The 18420-nt window shown below is 67.2% G+C and carries 21 protein-coding genes; 15 read left to right on the top strand and 6 right to left on the bottom strand.

Annotated elements, in window-relative coordinates; translation table 11 throughout:
• Positions 1-2 precede the first annotated feature (2 nt).
• From P0086_RS05805 to P0086_RS05770, 8 genes are all read left to right on the top strand, one after another.
• Complete coding sequence (locus P0086_RS05805) at positions 3-1562, top strand: Na+/H+ antiporter subunit D (RefSeq protein WP_275783472.1); 1560 nt, start codon at positions 3-5, stop codon at positions 1560-1562.
• Positions 1562-2035 carry a Na+/H+ antiporter subunit E gene (locus P0086_RS05800; protein WP_275783470.1) on the top strand — a complete coding sequence of 158 codons (474 nt, stop codon included), beginning with the start codon at positions 1562-1564 and terminating at the stop codon, positions 2033-2035. The genes P0086_RS05805 and P0086_RS05800 overlap by 1 nt, the downstream gene beginning before the upstream one ends.
• The gene (locus tag P0086_RS05795; RefSeq protein ID WP_275783468.1) at positions 2035-2427 is read left to right on the top strand and encodes a cation:proton antiporter; all 393 of its coding nucleotides are present in this window, start codon (positions 2035-2037) and stop codon (positions 2425-2427) included. The genes P0086_RS05800 and P0086_RS05795 overlap by 1 nt, the downstream gene beginning before the upstream one ends.
• On the top strand, positions 2427-2765 hold the full coding sequence (mnhG, locus tag P0086_RS05790) for a monovalent cation/H(+) antiporter subunit G (protein WP_112605569.1): 339 nt from the start codon (positions 2427-2429) through the stop codon (positions 2763-2765). Before P0086_RS05795 ends, mnhG begins: the two co-directional genes overlap by 1 nt.
• A gap of 427 nt (positions 2766-3192) precedes the next feature.
• Positions 3193-3630: a MucR family transcriptional regulator gene (locus P0086_RS05785; RefSeq protein ID WP_112599254.1), complete on the top strand. Its 438-nt coding sequence runs from the start codon at positions 3193-3195 to the stop codon at positions 3628-3630.
• A 282-nt stretch (positions 3631-3912) separates the two neighbouring features.
• The gene (locus P0086_RS05780) at positions 3913-4518 is read left to right on the top strand and encodes a hypothetical protein (RefSeq protein WP_275783465.1); all 606 of its coding nucleotides are present in this window, start codon (positions 3913-3915) and stop codon (positions 4516-4518) included.
• A gap of 269 nt (positions 4519-4787) precedes the next feature.
• The gene (locus tag P0086_RS25285; RefSeq protein WP_345799301.1) at positions 4788-5270 is read left to right on the top strand and encodes a helix-turn-helix domain-containing protein; all 483 of its coding nucleotides are present in this window, start codon (positions 4788-4790) and stop codon (positions 5268-5270) included.
• Complete coding sequence (locus P0086_RS05770) at positions 5263-6105, top strand: DUF6456 domain-containing protein (protein ID WP_275783463.1); 843 nt, start codon at positions 5263-5265, stop codon at positions 6103-6105. The genes P0086_RS25285 and P0086_RS05770 overlap by 8 nt, the downstream gene beginning before the upstream one ends.
• 65 nt (positions 6106-6170) lie before the next feature.
• On the opposite strand, the gene P0086_RS05765 is transcribed toward P0086_RS05770, so the two are convergent.
• Together P0086_RS05765 and P0086_RS05760 are read right to left on the bottom strand one after the other, a co-directional pair.
• Positions 6171-6590, bottom strand: a complete 420-nt coding sequence (locus P0086_RS05765; protein ID WP_112599256.1) for a SufE family protein — start codon at positions 6588-6590, stop codon at positions 6171-6173.
• Positions 6591-6799: 209 nt separating this feature from the next.
• Positions 6800-7267, bottom strand: coding sequence for a DUF5330 domain-containing protein (locus tag P0086_RS05760; protein WP_162715040.1), 468 nt, complete (start codon positions 7265-7267; stop codon positions 6800-6802).
• 531 nt (positions 7268-7798) lie between these two features.
• Here P0086_RS05760 and P0086_RS05755 point away from each other — a divergent pair.
• The 4 genes from P0086_RS05755 (at position 7799) to P0086_RS05740 (ending at position 11924) form a co-directional block, all read left to right on the top strand.
• On the top strand, positions 7799-9376 hold the full coding sequence (locus P0086_RS05755; protein ID WP_275783457.1) for a HAMP domain-containing sensor histidine kinase: 1578 nt from the start codon (positions 7799-7801) through the stop codon (positions 9374-9376).
• The gene (locus tag P0086_RS05750) at positions 9348-10262 is read left to right on the top strand and encodes a peptidoglycan-binding domain-containing protein (protein ID WP_275783454.1); all 915 of its coding nucleotides are present in this window, start codon (positions 9348-9350) and stop codon (positions 10260-10262) included. The genes P0086_RS05755 and P0086_RS05750 overlap by 29 nt, the downstream gene beginning before the upstream one ends.
• 291 nt (positions 10263-10553) lie before the next feature.
• Entirely contained in the window at positions 10554-11438 is an 885-nt protein-coding gene (locus P0086_RS05745; RefSeq protein ID WP_275783452.1) for a hypothetical protein, read from the top strand.
• Between the two features lie 105 nt (positions 11439-11543).
• Entirely contained in the window at positions 11544-11924 is a 381-nt protein-coding gene (locus P0086_RS05740; RefSeq protein ID WP_275783449.1) for a DUF1491 family protein, read from the top strand.
• 298 nt (positions 11925-12222) lie between these two features.
• On the opposite strand, the gene P0086_RS05735 is transcribed toward P0086_RS05740, so the two are convergent.
• Positions 12223-13149, bottom strand: coding sequence for a hypothetical protein (locus tag P0086_RS05735; protein WP_275783446.1), 927 nt, complete (start codon positions 13147-13149; stop codon positions 12223-12225).
• Positions 13150-13812: 663 nt separating this feature from the next.
• Here P0086_RS05735 and P0086_RS05730 point away from each other — a divergent pair.
• Positions 13813-14007: a hypothetical protein gene (locus tag P0086_RS05730; RefSeq protein ID WP_112599262.1), complete on the top strand. Its 195-nt coding sequence runs from the start codon at positions 13813-13815 to the stop codon at positions 14005-14007.
• Between the two features lie 45 nt (positions 14008-14052).
• On the opposite strand, the gene P0086_RS05725 is transcribed toward P0086_RS05730, so the two are convergent.
• Both P0086_RS05725 and P0086_RS05720 read right to left on the bottom strand, forming a co-directional pair.
• Positions 14053-14613, bottom strand: a complete 561-nt coding sequence (locus tag P0086_RS05725; protein ID WP_275783442.1) for a DUF1254 domain-containing protein — start codon at positions 14611-14613, stop codon at positions 14053-14055.
• Positions 14606-15193 (bottom strand): DUF1214 domain-containing protein, encoded by a 588-nt coding sequence (locus P0086_RS05720; RefSeq protein WP_112605597.1) that lies wholly within the window; start codon positions 15191-15193, stop codon positions 14606-14608. Before P0086_RS05720 ends, P0086_RS05725 begins: the two co-directional genes overlap by 8 nt.
• A gap of 245 nt (positions 15194-15438) precedes the next feature.
• Between P0086_RS05720 and P0086_RS05715 the strand changes: the two genes are divergently transcribed.
• Both P0086_RS05715 and P0086_RS05710 read left to right on the top strand, forming a co-directional pair.
• On the top strand, positions 15439-15756 hold the full coding sequence (locus tag P0086_RS05715; RefSeq protein ID WP_275783438.1) for a type II toxin-antitoxin system PrlF family antitoxin: 318 nt from the start codon (positions 15439-15441) through the stop codon (positions 15754-15756).
• On the top strand, positions 15749-16240 hold the full coding sequence (locus P0086_RS05710; protein WP_275783435.1) for a type II toxin-antitoxin system YhaV family toxin: 492 nt from the start codon (positions 15749-15751) through the stop codon (positions 16238-16240). Before P0086_RS05715 ends, P0086_RS05710 begins: the two co-directional genes overlap by 8 nt.
• Before the next feature lie 12 nt (positions 16241-16252).
• Here P0086_RS05710 and P0086_RS05705 read toward each other — a convergent pair whose 3' ends face one another.
• Positions 16253-18412: a transglycosylase domain-containing protein gene (locus tag P0086_RS05705; protein ID WP_275783432.1), complete on the bottom strand. Its 2160-nt coding sequence runs from the start codon at positions 18410-18412 to the stop codon at positions 16253-16255.
• Positions 18413-18420 lie beyond the last annotated feature (8 nt).

The raw sequence follows: 18420 nt of genomic DNA, 5'->3' as shown, positions 1-18420 counted from the left end.
CGATGGCCGCCCCCGCCGCTTCCGCGATCGATCTTTCCAGGGCGCTGGTGCTGGCGCCGCCGCCTGTGGCCGACTGGCTGGTGATCCTGCCCGTCGCCTGGTGCCTCCTGAGCGGCGCCGTCCTTCTGATGCTGCGCAAGGACGTCCGGCTGCAGCCGCCGCTCGCGATCGCGGCGCTTTCCGTCCTGCTTATGCTCGATGCGCTGCTCCTCTGGCGCGTCGTCGAAGGCGGGCCGGTCACCATGGTCATGGGCCGCTGGCTGCCGCCGTTCGGCATCGCCTTCACCGTCGATCTCGCCGGCGCGCTGTTTGCGCTGTTTTCGGCGATCGTCGCCCTTGCCGGCGGGCTCTACGCCGCCGAGAGCATCGATGCCTCCGGCCGCCGCTACGGCTTCTATCCGTTCCTGCTGCTGTTGATGGCCGGCGTCTCCGGGGCGTTTCTCACCGGCGACATCTTCAATCTCTACGTCTGGTTCGAGGTGCTGCTGATCTCCTCCTTCGGCCTGCTGGTGCTCGGCTCCGAGCCGAAGCAGATCGACGGCGCGATCAAGTACGCCTTCCTCAACCTGGTCGCCACGACGCTGTTCCTGATCGCGGTCGGCTATCTCTACGGCCTGTTCGGCACGCTCAACATGGCCGACATCGCGGTGAAGGCCGCCGAGCGCCGCCCGGGGCTGCCGCTGATGACGCTCGCCGTCCTGTTCGTGCTCGCCTTCGGCATGAAGGCCGCGGCCTTTCCGGTCAATTTCTGGCTGCCCGCCTCCTATCACACCCCGCGCATCGTCGTCTCCGCGCTCTTTGCCGGGCTCCTGACCAAGGTCGGCATCTACGCGCTGATCCGCGTCATGGTCATGCTCTTTCCGGTCGAGGGCGATGCGCTGAGCTTCCTCATCGCCGTCGCCGCCGCCGCCACGATGATCTTCGGCGCGCTCGGCGCCATCGGCCAGAGCGACACCCGCCGCCTGCTCGGCTATCTGGTGATCTCCGGCATCGGCGTGATGCTGGCCGGCGTCGCCGTCGGCGGTCCCGGCGGGATCGGCGGGGCGCTGTTCTATGCGCTCCATTCGATGGTGGTGATGACGGCGCTCTACATGGCCACCGGCATCGCCGGCCGGCTCTCCGGCGTCTTCGACCTGAACCGCGCCGGCGGGCTCTACGGCCGCGCCGCCTTCTTCTCCGCCCTGTCGCTGGTGCTGTTCCTGTCGGTGTCCGGCATGCCGCCGTTTTCCGGCTTCTGGCCGAAGGTGATGGTCGCCAAGGCGGCGATCGACATCGGCGCCTGGTGGCTGGCCGCAACCGTGCTCGCAACCGGCTTCCTCACCATGATCGCCGTCGGCCGGGTCTGGGCGCTCGCCTACTGGCGGCCGGAAAAGACCGCCTCCGAGGCGGCCGATCCGGCCCCGCGGGCGAGCGCCATGCTGTCGCTGTCGGCGCTTGTGGCCCTGACGGTCGCGATCGGCCTCTATCCCGATCCGCTGCTGCAGCAGATCCAGGCGGCGGCGAGCCTCCTGGCGGAGCCTTCGGCCTATGTGAACTCGGTCTTTCCGCAGGGAGCGCGATGATGGCGGCGATCGTTACCGGTTTGATCTTCGCGATCGTCTGGGCCGCCGTCACCGGCAGCCTCTCGCCGCTCAACCTCGTCCTCGGCTTCCTGCTCGGGCTCTTGGCGCTCTGGATCATCCGGCGCGATTTCGCGGGCACCCGCACGGTGGTGCGGCCGTGGAAGCTGCTGTCGCTGCTGACCCTGTTCGTCAAGGAACTGGCGCTGTCGGCCTGGCGCGTCGCCATCCTCGTCGCCAGCCCGAAGATGGACCTGAAGCCCGGCATCTTCGCCTTCCCGCTCAAGGTGGACCGCGACATCGAGATCACGCTGCTCGCCAACATGATCACGCTGACGCCCGGTACCCTGTCGGTCGACGTCTCCGACGACCGCCGCTTCCTCTATGTCCACGCGCTCGACTGCTCCGACCCGACGGCCGTCAGGCGCGACATCGCCGACGGCTTCGAACGCAAGATCCTGGAGGCCCTTCGCTGATGACCGCCGATCCCCTGGCCCAGACCATCGTCCTTGCCGCCTGCGCGATCGCCCTGTTCCTGATGTGCGTCGCCTTCTTCCTGACCGTCTGGCGCGTCGTCAACGGCCCGACCCTGCCGGACCGGATCGTCGCGCTCGACATGCTGGTGGCGATCGCGATCGGCTTCCTCGCCGTCATCGCCATCAAGACCGGCTTCAACCTCTATATCGACATCGCCATCTCGCTCGGCCTGGTCGGTTTCCTGGCGACGGTGGCGCTCGCCCGCTTCGTGCTGACCCAGGGCATGCCGCAGGACGACCGCGACCCGCTCGCCGCTGCCCCCGGGCGCCACGGCAGGCCGCCCGAGGCCCGCAGGGCCCGGCCGCAAAGGCGACGGGGGAGGGCGCGGTGATGGCCGTCCTGCTCGCGCTCGTCGTTGCCGTGATGCTGGTCGGCGGCGGCATCTTCACCCTGCTCGCCGCCGTCGGCGTCGTCCGTCTGCCGGACGTCTACACCCGCATGCACGCCGCCTCCAAGGCCGGCACCGTCGGCTCCGGCCTGATGCTGATCGCCGCCGGCCTGCACGCCTTCGATTTCGCCATCCTCGCCCGCGCCTTCGCCGGCTTCGTCTTCTTCATCCTGACGGCGCCGGTGGCCGCCCATCTTGTTGCCAAGGCCGCGCATCATGCCGGCTATCGTCTGTCGCGCCACGCCACCTGCGACGAGATGCGCGATCACACGAAGAAGTGATGCGATTTCGGGGGCTTGAACTGCCCCGCTGAGCGCCATTTTTTCTCGGTTTTTCACCCAACTGGGGGATGTACAAGATTCATTTGATCTTGGGCAAAATAATATTGGACTTTGGCATAAACGATGCTATTCCAGTCCAAGTAAAGCTACTGTGTTGAATTTGCTTGCGCGACGAGCTCCAGTCTAAGTTGCGACCATTCTAAAGTGCGCTTTTTCCGGCGCGGTTGTGACAAAGGTTTGGAAGGCCGAGGGGCGCTCCGGTTACGGAAGTAATATTAGCGACTAGTGAATTCTGACCTCGTGGGGGCGTCCTTTCACGGACGCGGGCAGATTCACCCAGCCAAACAAAGGTATGCTTTGCAAGAGAGCGAAGTTTGTTCCGCCCTCGCGCAGGCGAGTGAGGCGGTTCGACCCACAGGAGAAGAAGATGACTGAGATTACCGACGGTAACGGTTCCAATTTGCTAGTTGAGCTGACAGCCGATATCGTTGCCGCCTATGTCAGCAACCACGTCGTGCCGGTTGCAGAGCTTTCGACCTTGATCGCCGATGTCCATTCGGCCCTGAACAACACCTCGCAGCCCGTCGTCGTCACCGAGGCGCCGATCCAGGCCGAAAAGCCGAAGCCGCCCGTTCCGATCCGCAAGTCGGTCCAGAACGACTACATCATCTGCCTCGAGGACGGACAGAAGTTCAAGTCGCTCAAGCGCCACCTGATGACCCACTACGGCATGACCCCGGAAGAATACCGCGAGAAGTGGGACCTGCCGGCCGACTACCCGATGGTCGCGCCCGCCTATGCGGAAGCCCGCTCGCGCCTCGCCAAGGAAATGGGCCTCGGCCAGCGCCGCAAGGGCAAGCGCTGACGCCGCAGCGAAGCGCCCGCGCTTCGCTCCCCACCGCGCGCAGGCCGGACCATCGGCCCGCGTCGAACCTGTCGATCCTCCCCGAGGCCCCGGCGCCCGAAGCGCCGCCGAGGCCGTCCTCCTCCCGGACGTTTATTCCGCGCGATGCGGGCACCCATGCCCGCATCGCGTTCGCGTTTGCGGCGGCGGTCGCTCGGGGAGGGACTTTCGGATCTGGCGGGGTCTTGAGCATCCGTTTCAAAACCTCGTCGCCTTTGTCTTCTTCTTTTCATGGGCTCTGACATGTCAAATCCCAAAAAGCTAAACGTCCAACTCTACAAAACGAAATGGAAGGAGTACGAGGAATTCGACATCTGCGAAGATCCTGACCTCTTGCTCATTGGGGTAGGCAAGGTCGTCACGACCTACGAAAGTTGCGAAACGTCAATCCACTCTCTGTTGCGGCCACTAGGGAAAGACCCGCAGTTTACGAGCTTCGTTTTCCAGAACATAAATAGCCGCCAGAGCCGGTTCAAGATGCTAGAGCCTATCCTCACTCAAAAGGCTACAGGGCATAAGGCCAAGACACTCGCCGCTCTGTCGGACATCATAAAGCGATTGCTTGCGCTAGGTGAGGAGCGTGATGCGGTCGCCCATTCTTTGCTGGTGTACGCTGGTCTTCCGGGCATTGGAAAGTCATCATACATTCTCTCGCCGCCCTACTATGTCGAGCGAAAGCACATTGGCGGGATACCCAAGCGCTTCTACGACATTACAAAACTGGTGGACCTCGCAAACAAGCTCATCGAGTTGGACAACGAGCTCACAGCGATGATTCACGAGCGCGGCGAGCGTTACACGAAGCGACTAATGCAGCGAGGGCGATCTGCCGGGCAAAAGAAAGCGTGAATATGCCCTCAATGTTCATATCGAGGACGGCGTTTGCCGCCGCCTCGATAATCTCTTCGCTGTCTCAATTTCCGGTCTTTCACGCTCGACAACGATCATTCATTTGATTCTTGCAACGTCAAGCACATAAATGGGAAAATAAACCTAAATTGGGGACGGCCATCCAAAATTCCGCTGAAAATACAGCGGATGATGGCCGGCATGCCTTTCATTCGTCCCCGTTTCCGGCATAGGGTGTATGAATAAATTCCTACAAAGGAGTTACGCCCATGTCAGACACCGCTTTCCCGTCCTTCGCTCTTTCCGCCCGCGACCCCGGCGCCCGGCCGGGCCGGACCAGCCGGGCCGGCGCCCGGTTGCGTGCCCGGAGCGACCGGCTGCATGCCGTGGCCCTCACCGGGCCGGGCCGGTTCCACCGCGCCGAGCCGTCCGCCCGCTCGGTCTGCCGCACCGTCCGCCAGCTCGTCGCCGAACTTCTGCTGCTTGCAGCCGACCATCCGCCGCAGCGGCGCAACAGCCGGCGGTTCGCCGCCCACGTCCGCCAGATCGCCATGTATGTCTGCCATGTGGCGCTGCAGCTGTCCTTCGCCGACATCGGCACCGCCTTCGGCCGCGACCGGACCACGGTCAGCCATGCCTGCAACGTGGTCGAGGACCGGCGCGACGACCGCGCCTTCGACGACTTCGTGGCGACCCTCGAGCGCATCACGCTCACCGTCTTCGCCGTCGCCGGAGCGGCCGAGCATGAGTAGGCCGGAAAAGCCGTCCAGGGCCGCGGGCGGCCGGCCGCTCGCCGCGCTGCTCCGCTTCCTCGCAGCCGCCGGCGAGGCCACGGTGTCCGGCGATGATCCCCTGCGGCTCGCAGCGTCGGGGGGACGGCAGGCGACCGTCGGCCGCGCGGTGGTCGCCGAGGCGCTCCGGCTCGGCCTTGCGGTCGGCGAGCCAGGTCTGCTGCGCGCCTCGCCCGAGACCCGCAGCCACCTGCGCCGGCTTCTGTCGGGCGCCGACGGCTTTCTCGACCAGCACCGCGACGTCGCCGCCTGCGGGCTCGTCACGGCGGCGGGGCGCGAGGAGGTCAGCGTCAACCGGCTGGAGTCGCCGCTCGCCGCACTGGCGCGCCTGAAGGACAAGGCCGGCGCGCCGTTTCTGCCCGAGGCTGCGATCGCGGCCGGCGAGCGTCTGGCCCGCGATTTCACCCGCGCCGGCCTGCAGCCGCGGCTGACGATGAACTGGGAGCCGCGGCTTGCCGGCCGCAACGGCGGCGAGCTCGGCCATGCCCGCGAGATCTCCGATACCGCCGTGGCCGCGCGCGGCCGCCTGCAGCGGGCGATCGCGGCGATGGGGCCGGAGCTTTCCGGCGTCGCGCTCGACGTCTGCTGCTTCGTCAAGGGGCTGGAGGCGGTCGAGCGGGAACGCCAGTGGCCGGCGCGCTCGGCCAAGCTGATGCTGCGCGCCGCGCTGATGGCGCTCGCCCGCCACTACGCCCCCGAGTCGCAGCCGTCGCGGCGACGCAGCCACGCCTGGGGTGCGGAGGGCTACCGGCCGGAGATGGCCGGTCGTCTTTCAGGGCCGGTGCCGCCGGAATGAGGGAGGTGGCCGGAACGCGGGATGCGAGCCGATGTGGAGGCGGGGCGGCGGAGGGAAGCGCCGCCTCAGGCGGCGACGCGCACCGTCGCCTCCTCGCGGATGCGGCGCACCATCGAGCGCAGGCCGTTGGCGCGCTGCGACGACAGGTGCTCGACCAGCCCGATCCTGTTGAACACGTCGATCGCGTCGGTGCGGGCGATCTCGGAGGCCGGCTTGCCGGAATAGACGGCGAGCACGATCGCCACGAGCCCGCGCACGATATGCGCGTCCGAATCGCCCTCGAAGGTCAGCACCGGATCCGCCGCGCCGTCGGAATGGGTCACGAGCCAGACCTGGCTGGCGCAGCCCTGCACCTTGTTGTCGGCCGTCCGCTTGTCCTCGGACAGCTCCGGCAGCGCCTTGCCGAGCTCGATCACATAGCGGTAGCGGTCCTCCCACTCGTCGAGAAAGGCGAAGTCGTCGATGATCTGGGCAAGCTGTGTCATGTCGCGTCCATTTGGCTTCTGCCGGACATATAGTGCAGTTGGGCCGGGATTTGAACCGCGTCGCCGTCATTGCCTGCCGCAAACAAAAAGACGCCGCGAGGCATGGGCTGTCCTCGCGGCGGTTGCAAAGCAACAAGTCGGGCAGTCTGAAAGGCACTCAGGCAGTCGAACGGCGATCAGGCAGGCAGGCCACCGGCAGTCGGGCGGCCTCAGCCGGCCCGATCGGGGCGGCGCGTCGGGATGGCGACCGCAGCCGGCATCTCCGCCTGTGCGGAGGCGGCCGTCCTGGAAGCCACCGTTCCGGTGACGACGGCGTCGGCATCCGCGGAGGCGTCGTCAGCGCCCACGGCGGCCGCCGGTTCCGGCAGCGGCTGGCCGAGCGCGGCCTGTTCGGTCGGATCGGCGAACTGGGAATCGAGCAGCTTGTAGGCGACATGCGCGCCCTCGCGGGCCCGGTGGCCGAGCGCCACGAAGGCTTCGGCGCCCTTCTCGCAGACCTCGGGCTTCTCCAGGCACATGGCCGAAAGATAGGTGATCGCCTCGCTGGCCGCGCTCACGGTGTCGCCGAGCTCGACCGCCGGCCCCCGTTCCAGCTTCTGCGTCGCGTCGGTGTCGAACAGCGGCAGAAGCACCAGCACAAGCGAGAACCAGAACGCTCCCTTGATCAGAAACCACATCGCCTTGCCCATCCTCGTTGACGGTGCATGCCCGACGGACCGGACCATGCCCCTGTTTTCCCGGCGCGGCTCTTGTCGGCCGCTGCCGCCTGTTGAACGCCCCGTCCTGCTTAAAGGTTCGGAGCCGTTGATGCGACGATAGGGGATACAGGAAAATGGCCCTTTGCGGGAATCGCTCGGCTTTTCCTCAAAATTGCATAAAATTTGAAGCAATCGCCGTCGCCGCGCATTTATCGCAAATTCTAGCGGTTGGCGTTAAGCATCAAGGCAGCCGCCCTCGGACCAAGCCCCGGAAAGTTGGGGATTCCCCTTGCGCCACCTCTGCCCGAGAGGTTAACGCGAACGAAAAAATGCCGCATTTTGAGGCGCTTACCTGCCATTAACCACGAAATTCAAATGCCGTCCGGATCGCTCCGAAACGCCCGGAATGGGCCGATTTGACCCATTTCCGAACCCGCCTGTTTATCCTTTTATAAGTCGCCGGTGCGATTCTGCGGCCACATAAAAGAATAACCGACGGCAGGGTATTGCGTGCGTCTCTTGAGTGACATCGCTGACAGGATGGCAGCCTTCGCGGCCGCCGTTACCGGTGAGGCATGGGCCCCCGGCGACGGCGTCGCAGCGCCCGCTCGCCTGCGCACGATCCTGCTCTCCTCGGTGGTCGCCCTCCCGCTCGTGCCGCTGGCGCTCTCCACCGTCATGCCCGTCTCGGCGGCACTTCCGGCCGGGGCTGCGCTTGCGGCCTCCGGCGGGCTTTTGGCGACGGCGGCCTCCTCGGCGCTGTCGCGCCGCCGCACCGGCAAACCGTCGGCCGCGCCTGCGACCGCTGCCGCCGGGCCCGATCCGGCCGCCTGCTACGATCTCTTTGCCGGCTTGGTCACGCTGCACGATCCGCGCGGCCACGTCACCGCGGTCCACGGCCGCGACCGGGACACGTTCCTCCGCTCCATGCGCAATCCGCTCGGGCGCGGCTTCATCGACCAGATCCACGTCTCCGACCGGCTCGGCTTCCTGCAGGCGATCGACCGCCTGCGCCAGGGCCAGGCGCATGTCGGCGTCGACCTCCGCCTGGAGCAGCGCCAGCCGGGCGACGGCGGGCCGCAGTTCCTGCATGTCCGCGTCGAGCTGACGGCGGTGCGCGACGCCTCCGGTCTGCTCGCCTCGATCCTCGCCCAGTCGCGCGACATCTCGCACGAGGCCGAGCTGCGCCACGACAGCGCCCGCAAGACGGCCGCCGCCGAATCCGCCAACGACGCCAAGACCCGCTTCCTCGCCGCCGTCAGCCACGAGCTGCGCACGCCGCTGAACGCCATCCTCGGCTTCTCCGACATCCTGGCCGGCGAGTACTTCGGCAAGCTGGAGAACGATCGCCAGCGCGAATACGTGGCCCTGATCCACCAGTCCGGCGGCCACCTGCTGTCGGTCGTCAACACCATGCTCGACGTCAGCAAGATCGAGGCCGGCCGCTACGAGCTGGTCCTCGAGCCGTTCTCGGTCGCCGACAGCATCAAGGCCTGTGAGCAGATGCTGGCGCTGCAGGCGCGCCAGAAGGGCGTCAAGCTGTCGAGCCGCGTGCCCTGCGATGTCGGCGAGGCGATCGCCGACCAGCGCGCGCTGCAGCAGATCCTCATCAACCTCGTCGGCAACGCGGTGAAGTTCACCGACAAGGGCGGCATGGTCATGATCGACGCCGCACGCAAGGGCCGCGACCTCGTGATCACGGTGAGCGACACCGGCATCGGCATTCCCGCCGAGAAGCTCGACGTGATCGGCCAGCCCTTCGTCCAGGTCCAGAATGAATATACCCGCAAGTACGAGGGCACCGGCCTCGGCCTGTCGCTGGTCAAGGGGCTCGTCGCCCTGCACGGCGGCACCTTCGTCATCCGCAGCGATGCGGGCGAGGGCACGCGCATCACGATCAGCCTGCCGGCCGACGGAACGGGCGCCCGCGAGGGCGGCGAGCGCGTCTTCGACAATGCCGGGGAATTTCCGCCGCGGCTGTTTCGCCGCGAAAGAAACGATGCGATACCGGCAGCCATGAGGGAGGATTTCGGATCCAACGCCAACGGGGGCAGGGGCCATGACGGCACGCGCGCGAAAACAGCCTGACCGCGGGACCGGCAAGGGCAGGACCGCCGCCGCGCGCAAGCGCCAGGCGGCCGGACCGGGCATCCTCCAGCGTTCGCTCTTGGCGCTCGGCGCCTTTGCCGCGCGCCACCCCTCGATCGTCGGCGGCGGCGCCGCCTTTGCCGTCGTCTTCTCGTTCGTCGCCGCCAATGCGCTCTGGTACCAGCCGGGCGGCCATCCTTCGCCGATCCTGAAGACCCGCTCCGGCCAGAATTCGCTGGGCTTCTCCGCCCTGCGCCAGCAGCCGGCCGACGTCACCACCTTCGTCATCCGGCGCGAGGGCGAGGATGGGGCCGAGGGCGCCGGCGAAGCGGCCGCCCAGCCGAGCGAGCTGGTGCTCGACATCCAGACGGAGCTTGCCCGCCAGGGCTTCTATGCCGGCGATCCGGACGGGCGCCTGGAGGACGAGACGATCGCCGCGATCAAAAGGTTCCAGCAGGAACGCGGGCTTGCCGTCACCGGCGCGCCCGATGCCGGCCTGCTTGCGGCGCTCGAGGCCGATGCGGCCGGCGCGGCCGAACAGGTGGCGGTGCTGCCGACCGAGCGGCCGCTCGAGAAAGACGGCGCAGGCGAGGCCGGCACGGCGATCGATCCGGTCGCCGCTGCGATCCGCGCCGCCGAGGCCGAGGCGACACCCGCCCCGGCGCCTGCGCCGGAAGCCGCCGGCCCCGGCCCGTCGAGCGCGTTGGTGATGAAGATCCAGAAGGGGCTGAGCAACATCGCCTATGCCGACATCACCGTCGACGGCGTCGCCGGCGCCCGCACCCGCGAGGCCATCCGGGCCTTCGAGAAGCACTACCGCCTGCCGGCGACCGGCGAGCCGAACGAGCTGGTGCTGAACAAGCTCAAGGAGATCGGCGCGCTCTGAGGCCTGTCGCGCAGGCCTGTGCGGCGGTCTTGCGACAACGACATGCGACGACAAGCGCGAAACGCCAACCCGAGGCATCGCGAGGCTCCCGGCGGCAACCGGGCGGTACCTCCTTTTTCGGGGCAGTACCTCCTTTTCCCGAAATGAAATCTGCGCGCGAAACGTTAGAGTGCCGGAGGGCCGGCACCCGCCGGCCTCGCGCTTGCGTCGCAACCGCGGCGTGTGGCATCAGTATGCCGAGGGCACCGGCGCGCATCGCCCGGCGGCATCCGCAACACGAGGAAAATTTGCATGGCCAAGGGCTATTGGTATCCGTCGCTCGGCGACTATGGTCTCTTCGAGGACAAGTGGTTCGGGGAGCTGCGGGCGCAGAGCCACAGCTCCACCAAGGTGACGATGGTGGCGTCGAACGGCGTCAAGCTCACCGTCGTCGGCACCGGGCTGAAGGTCAACAGCGACGGCGAGCCGGTCTCGGGCACGATCAAGTCGATCACCTTCTCCACCCGCACCGGCGACAAGCTGAACGAGTTCACCGGCCTGAACGTCAAGGCGAACGAACTGCACCAGTCGACCGCCAACTTCGGCTGGGAAGGCCTGCGCATGCTGGTGCTGAAGGGCGACGACACGCTCACGGGGTCCTCGAAGTCCGACATGCTCTACGGCTATGGCGGCGACGACACGTTGAAGGGCGGCAACGGTCACGACCGGCTCTACGGCTATGACGGCAGCGAAAAGCTCTACGGCGACGCCGGCGACGACTGGCTGATCGGCATCAACGGCAACGACAGGCTGTCCGGCGGCAGCGGCAACGACATGCTGAACGGCGGCATGGGCAGCGACACGCTGACCGGCGGCTCGGGCGCCGACCTGTTCCTGTTCGTGGTGCCGGAGGAGAGCACCGTCGGCAAGACCGGCCGCGACACCATCGCGGACTTCAGCCGCTCGCAGCACGACCGGATCCAGCTCGACGTGTTCGACGCCGACGTGAAGAAGACCGGCGACCAGGATTTCAAGTTCGTCGGCAGCAGCGCCTTCACCGCGGCCGGCCAGATCCGCTACGAAAAGAGCGGCGGCGACACCTATGTCTACGGCAACATCGACAGCGACAAGACCGCGGAGTTCGCCTTCGTGCTCGATCTGTCGATCAGCCTCAAGGCCAGCGACTTCATCCTCTGAGGCCCGGATCCGCGCGAGGTCGGGAACGGGGCCGGCAGGTGCGGGCCCCGGGTCCGATCCGCAGGCCCGGTTGCCACTGCGGCCCCGGGCCGCTATTGACCGCTGATGCGCCTGAAAACCGAGATCTTCGCCGCAGCCCTGGTCCGCAACGTCTTCGCCCGCGGCGATTTTGCCGCGATCGAGCGCAAGGGGGCGGCCGAGGGCGGCGCGCTCTTCATCCGCCAGTCCTGGCGGGACGGCAGCGAGACGCTCTATGCGCCGGCGCCGCAGAGCTTCTTCGACGCCGACGACAGCGGCAGCCGCCTGTTCGAACGCAGGCTGGACCGCCAGCCGCGGGAGGCCGTCTCCGACGCGCTTGCCCGCGAGATCCGCTTCGATCCCGACCTCTGGATCGTGGCGCTGGAGACCGAGGCGATCGATGGCCTCGTCCAGATCGGCGGGGAGGAGCGCGAGGACGACGGCGGCCACCCCCTGTTCCGTCGGTAACAGCGCCGCCCGCCGACCCGTGGCACAAAGGGTGCATGGGATATGTCTCCCGGCAAGCTCTTGAGGAGGTCGTGATGTCTGCAATATTGCCAGCGTTCGTCGCTTTCGTCGCCCTCATGTACGTGGCCACGATGGTGGCCGCGATCCGTGCCGAGCGCCGCGAGAGGGTGCGGGGGCCGCACCCGTTCGTCTGATGCCGCCGCGCCGGGGGATGGTCCGTCCGCCTCCGGGCCGTCGCGCCCCCTGCGTCCGGTTCCTCTTGCGTCCTTTGCCCCTGCGCCGGTTGCTCCAGCGCTCGCTACCCTTTGGCCGCCCGTCGCGGCTTTTCGCCCTGGCTGCTGCCCGCATCGGCGTTGGCCGCATCGGAATTGGCCGGTGCCTGCGGCTGGCCGGGCCAGGTATAGGCGTCGGCGCGCCGCCAGCTTTCGACGCGTTCGATGCAGGCCGCCCGGTCGAGTTCGGCCAGAAGGACCGTGGCGCGGCTTCCGTCCGCGGCCTTTTCGGCCGCCCGGGCGAGATGGGGATAGAGCCGCGACAGCACGTAGCCCGCATCGCCGGCCGGCATGTCCAGCGCCACGAGCGTCGTTGCCAGCTGCGATCCGGAGACGTCGAGCAGGATGCGTTCGCCGAGCCAATGGCTGCTGCCCAAGGCGTCGGCCAGCGCAACCCCGACCATGCCGGTCTCGCCGGTGCGGGCGAAGCGGACGATCAGCGCCAGATGCGCCTCGCCGATGGCCGCCAGCGCGCCGGGGGCGGCCGCAACTGGGGCCTGCGCCCGGACCAGCGCCTTGATTTTCTCGCGCAGGTCCTCCTCGCGGGCAAGGCGCCGGGCCTCCGTGGCGGCGGGCTCGATTTCGACCGGACCGCGGCTTCGATGCTCGCGATGCAGGTCGACGAGGCGCTCGATCATCTGCGGCGACAGGTCGTCGCGGCATTCGATGGCGCGGGCATGCGCGGGCGAGGCGGTGCGCAGGATCTGCATCAGCAGGCGCGGGGACAGGGCGGCCGAGCGCGTCAGGAAGATGGCGGCGATCCCGATGGGCTCGCGGGCGATGAACAGCGAGGTCGCCTCCGGCACGGCGGCGCACTGCGACAGCGCGGCGACCGCCTGGCGGCGCGCCTCGTCGCTGGAAGCGAGATAGGTGGGAACGAAGAGTTCGTGGAACTGCTTTTGGTCGGAGCGCGACGGATGGGTGAGGCTCTCGAAGCTGGAGACGGTGGCCATCAGGACGATGTCCTTCTGCCGCCCCGGCTGCGGTTTCTCCAGCTCTCGAAAACTGTCCCCCACGACGCACCACTCTAACGCAAAGACAGCCACTCCCGGTGCAGTCCGCGCCGATCCGCTACCGCTTTCGGATGGCGAGGCCTGCGGCGGGTCAGCGGTCCGGACAGAACCGCAAAGCCGCATGAAAACCTTGATCGCCAACAATTAGACGAAAAGAATTAGCAAGATGTTAACCGTATTGGCGCAACTTCTCGGACATAGGGATGGGCAGTATCGGAGGCGTCTCCGTGCTAGATTCCCTGAAGAAACGCGATCGCTGCGTCGCAGCCGATGCAACGACGCTTCAAAGGCAAGGTGCGATGCACCGGATCCTTTCGCCGAGAAGGCCCCGGTCGGGGTGGTGCCCGAGCGGCGCCGGTACGGGGAGAGGGAACCGGCGGCGGTGCAGATGATTGCACTCCGCCTGGGGGCGGCAACGGGAAGAACTTTTCCGCGATTTGGAAACCTTCGCAGCCCTTTTGCCGTTCATGGTCCGGTTGCGGTGGTATTGTTCAGCGTAGGAAGCCGCAGCCCCGGACGGATCCGGTGGCACTGGCCCGTAAGACGGGCAGGATGAGATTTGTGTGGTACTTCATCCGTCTCGGTTCTTGTTAGGAGGCGAGAATGGCAGACGTGGTACGAATACAGGAACGATTGTCGCGCATGCCGCCGCGCGCCAAGGTCTGGCACGAAGCCCCGGCGGCAGTCCTCTTCTTCACCGGCGTCCGCTACGAGCGGCTGACCCCGGCGCTCGTCGCCGCCGAAGCCCGCACGCGCCGGCGGCGCCCGACGAAGCCCGGTAAGGACGCCTGCCGGTAACGAGGGCGGCCCACAAGAGCCGCGCGGCCCTTCGGCCGCGGCCGGCTATTCGATCGTGCTCTCGTCGATCGCCTCGCAGCCGGCATTGGCGAGGAAGGCACGCGCGGCCTCGTCCATCGTCGCGGTGGGCACGAAGGTCCGCAGCACCGCATAGCCGTCGTCGACGGGCATCTCCACCAGGATGGATTGGGCAAGCGCTGGCGGCAGCGCCTTGCGGATGGCGTTGAGCTGGATCGGCGTCGCCACGACGACGTCGAGCGCGCCCGCCACCGCCGTGCGGTCGTTCATGCTGAACACCTCGTTCGCCGCGCTGTCGAACACCCCGACCGACCAGAACGGCACGCCGGCCGGCGCATAGAGGCGCACCGGCGCCTCGGCGACCGAAAACACGCAGGCCGCGATCCGCATTCCCGGGTCGTCGTTGATCAGGCTCCCGCGCGTCGCCGCCTCGCTCGGCAGCGGATAGAAGTGCAGCGGCTCGCCGAGGTCCTCGATCCGGGTATAGGCGTCGTTGCCGGTGAAGTAGGGCACGGCGAGGATGATCAGGATGTGCAGGGCCGCCGCCCCCACGAGCCCGACGAGGATCGCAAACAGGATGCTACGCATCGGCGCATCCCGTCCGCTCGATCGACGGCATCGACAGGTCGATCACGCCGGAACTGCCGGCGGTCGGCGTGTCGAGCAGCGTCATCACCAGCCGGAAGGGCTGGCCGGGTGCGGTCGCAAGCCAGTTGCCGGGCTGCGCGGTGGGTGCGACATGGACGACGATCCTGCCCTCGGCCTCCCGCAGCGTCGTCCAGGAGTTCAACCCGGCCGGCAGGTTCGCGGCCAGCTTGACCGGCAGGCCGTCCGGCGTCGTCGCATGCAGCGTCCACAGCCGCGCCGGCGGCGTCAGCCCGACGATGTCGTAGGTGCAGCGGCCGGAAAGGGCGTTGCCGGCGCTGTCCTGCGCGGCGCGGAAGACCAGGCCCTCGGCGCTGCCGAAGAGCAGCGCCCCGTCGCGCGCGCGGTGCGCCTTCGCATAAGGATCGGCGCCCGCCGTCTGGGCGTCGGGGAAAGCGTTCCACGGCCCGAGGGCGATCGAGCCGAAGCCGATCGTCGCCTTCAGCGCCCAGACGGCCGACGCCGTGCCGAGGCCGAAGGCGATGGCGAGCGCGAGTGCGACGAGAAGCGGGATACGGAACAAATCGGCCTACCGGTTGAATGCTCTGACAGCGGATCGGCGCCGCCACGGAAACGAGGTCCGGCTCCACGCCCGACATTGCCTGATTCCGTTACGGAAATCGACGGCAAAGGCGTTCGAAGACGTTGGGGTGCTCAGGGGCTGAAACGGCTCGAGCGATGGAAGTCTCGATGCAATGCATTTGCATTGAGAATGCTTGACGATGTAATGCAGATGCATTATCTCAGGGGCAATCTAGGAGCCGAGCCATGAGCCCCGTTGCGACACTCTCCATCGATGCGACCATCACCGAGCGCGGGCAGACGACCGTTCCCGCTGCGATCCGCAAGATGCTCGGCGTCAACAAGGGGGCGATCACGTTCAAGGCCATGTCCGACGGTACGGTGGTCATCGAGCCGAAGACCGAGGAGGAGGCCGATCCGGCCATCGGCGCGTTCCTGAGCGTCCTTTCGAACGACATCGCCCGGGGAAACCTGATGCCTCTGGATACGTCCATGCTCGACGAGATCGATGACCTCGTCGGCGGACTGGACGTCGACATGGCCGCTCCGCTGACCGATGACTGACCACAAGATCAACGGATGGACCCTCTATCTTCATCCGTTGTTTGCGTCTGCCTTGAGGCAGATGATCGAAGATGTTCGCCGGGCAAAGGCGGCCGATCCGGTAAACTACCGCAACAAGCGCGCTGCCAAGCTGCTGGCCGCCACCCGCAAGATGGCCTTCGAGGATATTCCGGCCAATCCCGCCGATCCCAAGTTCCGTCAGGGCGACACGTTGGGTGAAAGGTACAAGCACTGGTTCCGCGGCAAGTATCTGCAGCAGTATCGCCTATTTTTCCGATACCATGAGACGCAGAGGATCATCGTCCTGGCATGGCTCAACGACGAGACCTCGAAACGGGCCTATGGGAGCAGGACCGACGCCTACGCAGTGTTTGCGAAGATGCTGAAGAACGGCAATCCGCCGGACGATTGGCCCGGCTTGCTCGCCGCGATCCGCGATGACGGCGTGAGCGAGGAGGACGTCAGGAGCCTGACCGGTCCTTGAGCCCCCACACCCCTACAGCGCCGCCACCCGGCCGTCCGGCTTCAGCGGCTTGGCCGCGTTGAGGTCCTTGGCGATCGTGCGCAGCAGCTTCGTCACGCCGACCGAGAGCGAGCGGGGGCGCACCAGCGCGGGCAGGGCGTCTTCCGGCTGCCCTTCCGCAGCGGCGACGGCGTCCTCCGGCGCCTGCGGGCCGGGCAGCGGGTTCTCGATGCCGGGGATCGGCCTGAGCTCGATGCCCTGGTGGGCGTAGTCCATCAGCCGCTTGAAGGTCATCGCCGGCAGCGAGCCGCCGGTCATGTTGTTGGTCGAGGTGTAGTCGTCGTTGCCGAACCAGACCGCGGTCGTGTAGTTGCCGGTAAAGCCGACGAACCAGGCGTCGCGATAGGCCTGGGTCGTGCCGGTCTTGCCGCCGGTGACGATGCCGCCGGCCAGCGCCGCCTTGCGGGCGGTGCCGTTGACCGGGATGTTGACGAGCATGCGGTTCATGTCGGCATTGGCCCGCTCCGAAAGCACCCGTTCGGCCGGCGGCTCGTCGCGGGAGAAGTCGTAGAGGATGTCGCCGTCATAGTTGAGGATCTGGGTGATGCCGTGCCGGCGCGACTGCACCCCGCCCGCCGGAAAGACCGCATAGGCGGTCGCCTGGTCGAGCACGGTGACCTCCGAGGTGCCGAGCGGCATCGTCTTGTCGGTGCGGATCGGCGTCTCCACGCCCATCGCCTTCGCCATGCGGGCGATCGCCTCGGTGCCGAGATAGTCCTTGGCGAGGCGGACCGGGACGGTGTTGATCGAACGCGCGATCGCCGTCATCAGCGTCACCTTGCCGGCATAGCTCTTGCCGTAGTTCTGCGGCGACCAGCCGCGCCAGGTGATCTTCGCGTCGACGATGGTGTCCTCCGGCGTCTTGCCCTTCTCCATCGCCGCCGCATAGGTGTAGACCTTGAAGGACGAGCCCGGCTGGCGCAGCGCCTTGGTGGCGCGGTTGAACTGGCTCTCGCCGTAGTCGCGCCCGCCGACCATGGCGCGCACCGCCCCGCCGCTCTCGAGCATCACCAGCGCCCCCTGCTTGACATGGAAGCTCTCGCCATATTGCCGCAGGCCCGTCTCCACCGCCTCCTCGGCCGCCGTCTGCAGGCCCGGATCGATCGTGGTGCGCACGATCAGCGAATGCTGGGCGAAGGGGCGGGCGATCCGCTGCACCTCGTCGAAGGCCCAGTCGAGGAAGAAGTCGGGCGCAGTCCGCTCCTGCCGGTCGATGACGCTCGCCGGATTGCGCCTGGCGGCGATCACCTGGCCCTCCGACATCAGCCCGCCCTGCACGAGGTTGGTCAGCACCTCGTTGGCGCGGGCGCGCGCGGCCGGCAGGTTGACGTGCGGCGCGTAGCGGGCAGGGGCCTTGAACAGGCCGGCGAGCATCGCCGACTCGGCGAGGTCGACATCGGTGATGTCCTTGCCGAAATAGAACTGCGAGGCCGCCGCCACGCCGAAGGTGCCGCCGCCCATGTAGGCGCGGTCGAGATAGAGCCGCAGGATCTCCTTCTTGGAGAGGTTCGCCTCCAGCCAGAGCGACAGGAAGGCCTCCTTGATCTTGCGCTCGATCGTCCGTTCGTTGTTGAGGAACAGGTTCTTGGCGAGCTGCTGCGTCAGCGTCGAGCCGCCCTGGACGACGCCGCCGGCGCGCGCGTTCTCGGTCATGGCGCGGGCCAGCCCGAGGAAATCGATGCCGAAATGGTCGAAGAAGCGCCGGTCCTCGGTCGCCAGCACCGCCTTGATCAGGTGGTCCGGCAGTTCGTCGATCGGCACGGAATCCTCGTGGATGATGCCGCGGTGGCCGATTTCGTTGCCGTAGCGGTCGAGGAAGGTGACGGCGAAATCGCTCTGGTTGCGCCAGTTGCCCTTGGTCTCCTCGAAGGCCGGCAGCGCCAGCGCCAGAAGCAGCACGAAGCCGGCCGTGCCGAGGTTCATGCCCTCGCCGGCGAGCTCGAACACCGCCCGCTTCCAGCCCTTCATCTGGAAGCGCCGGAAGAAGATGGTGATCTCCTCCCAGGCCTCGGAGAGCCGGAAGCCGGCGTTCCACAGCGTGCTGTCGATCCAGCTGTCGATCCGCAGGAGAATATGCCGCTTGCGCCGGCGCGGCCGCTGCGGCGGCTCCGGGGCGTCCAGACGGTCGTCCATTTGGTCGT

It is taken from the genome of Mycoplana sp. MJR14, assembly GCF_029210525.1.
GTDB lineage: Bacteria > Pseudomonadota > Alphaproteobacteria > Rhizobiales > Rhizobiaceae > Mycoplana.
This window is presented reverse-complemented; position numbering and strand designations above follow the sequence as displayed.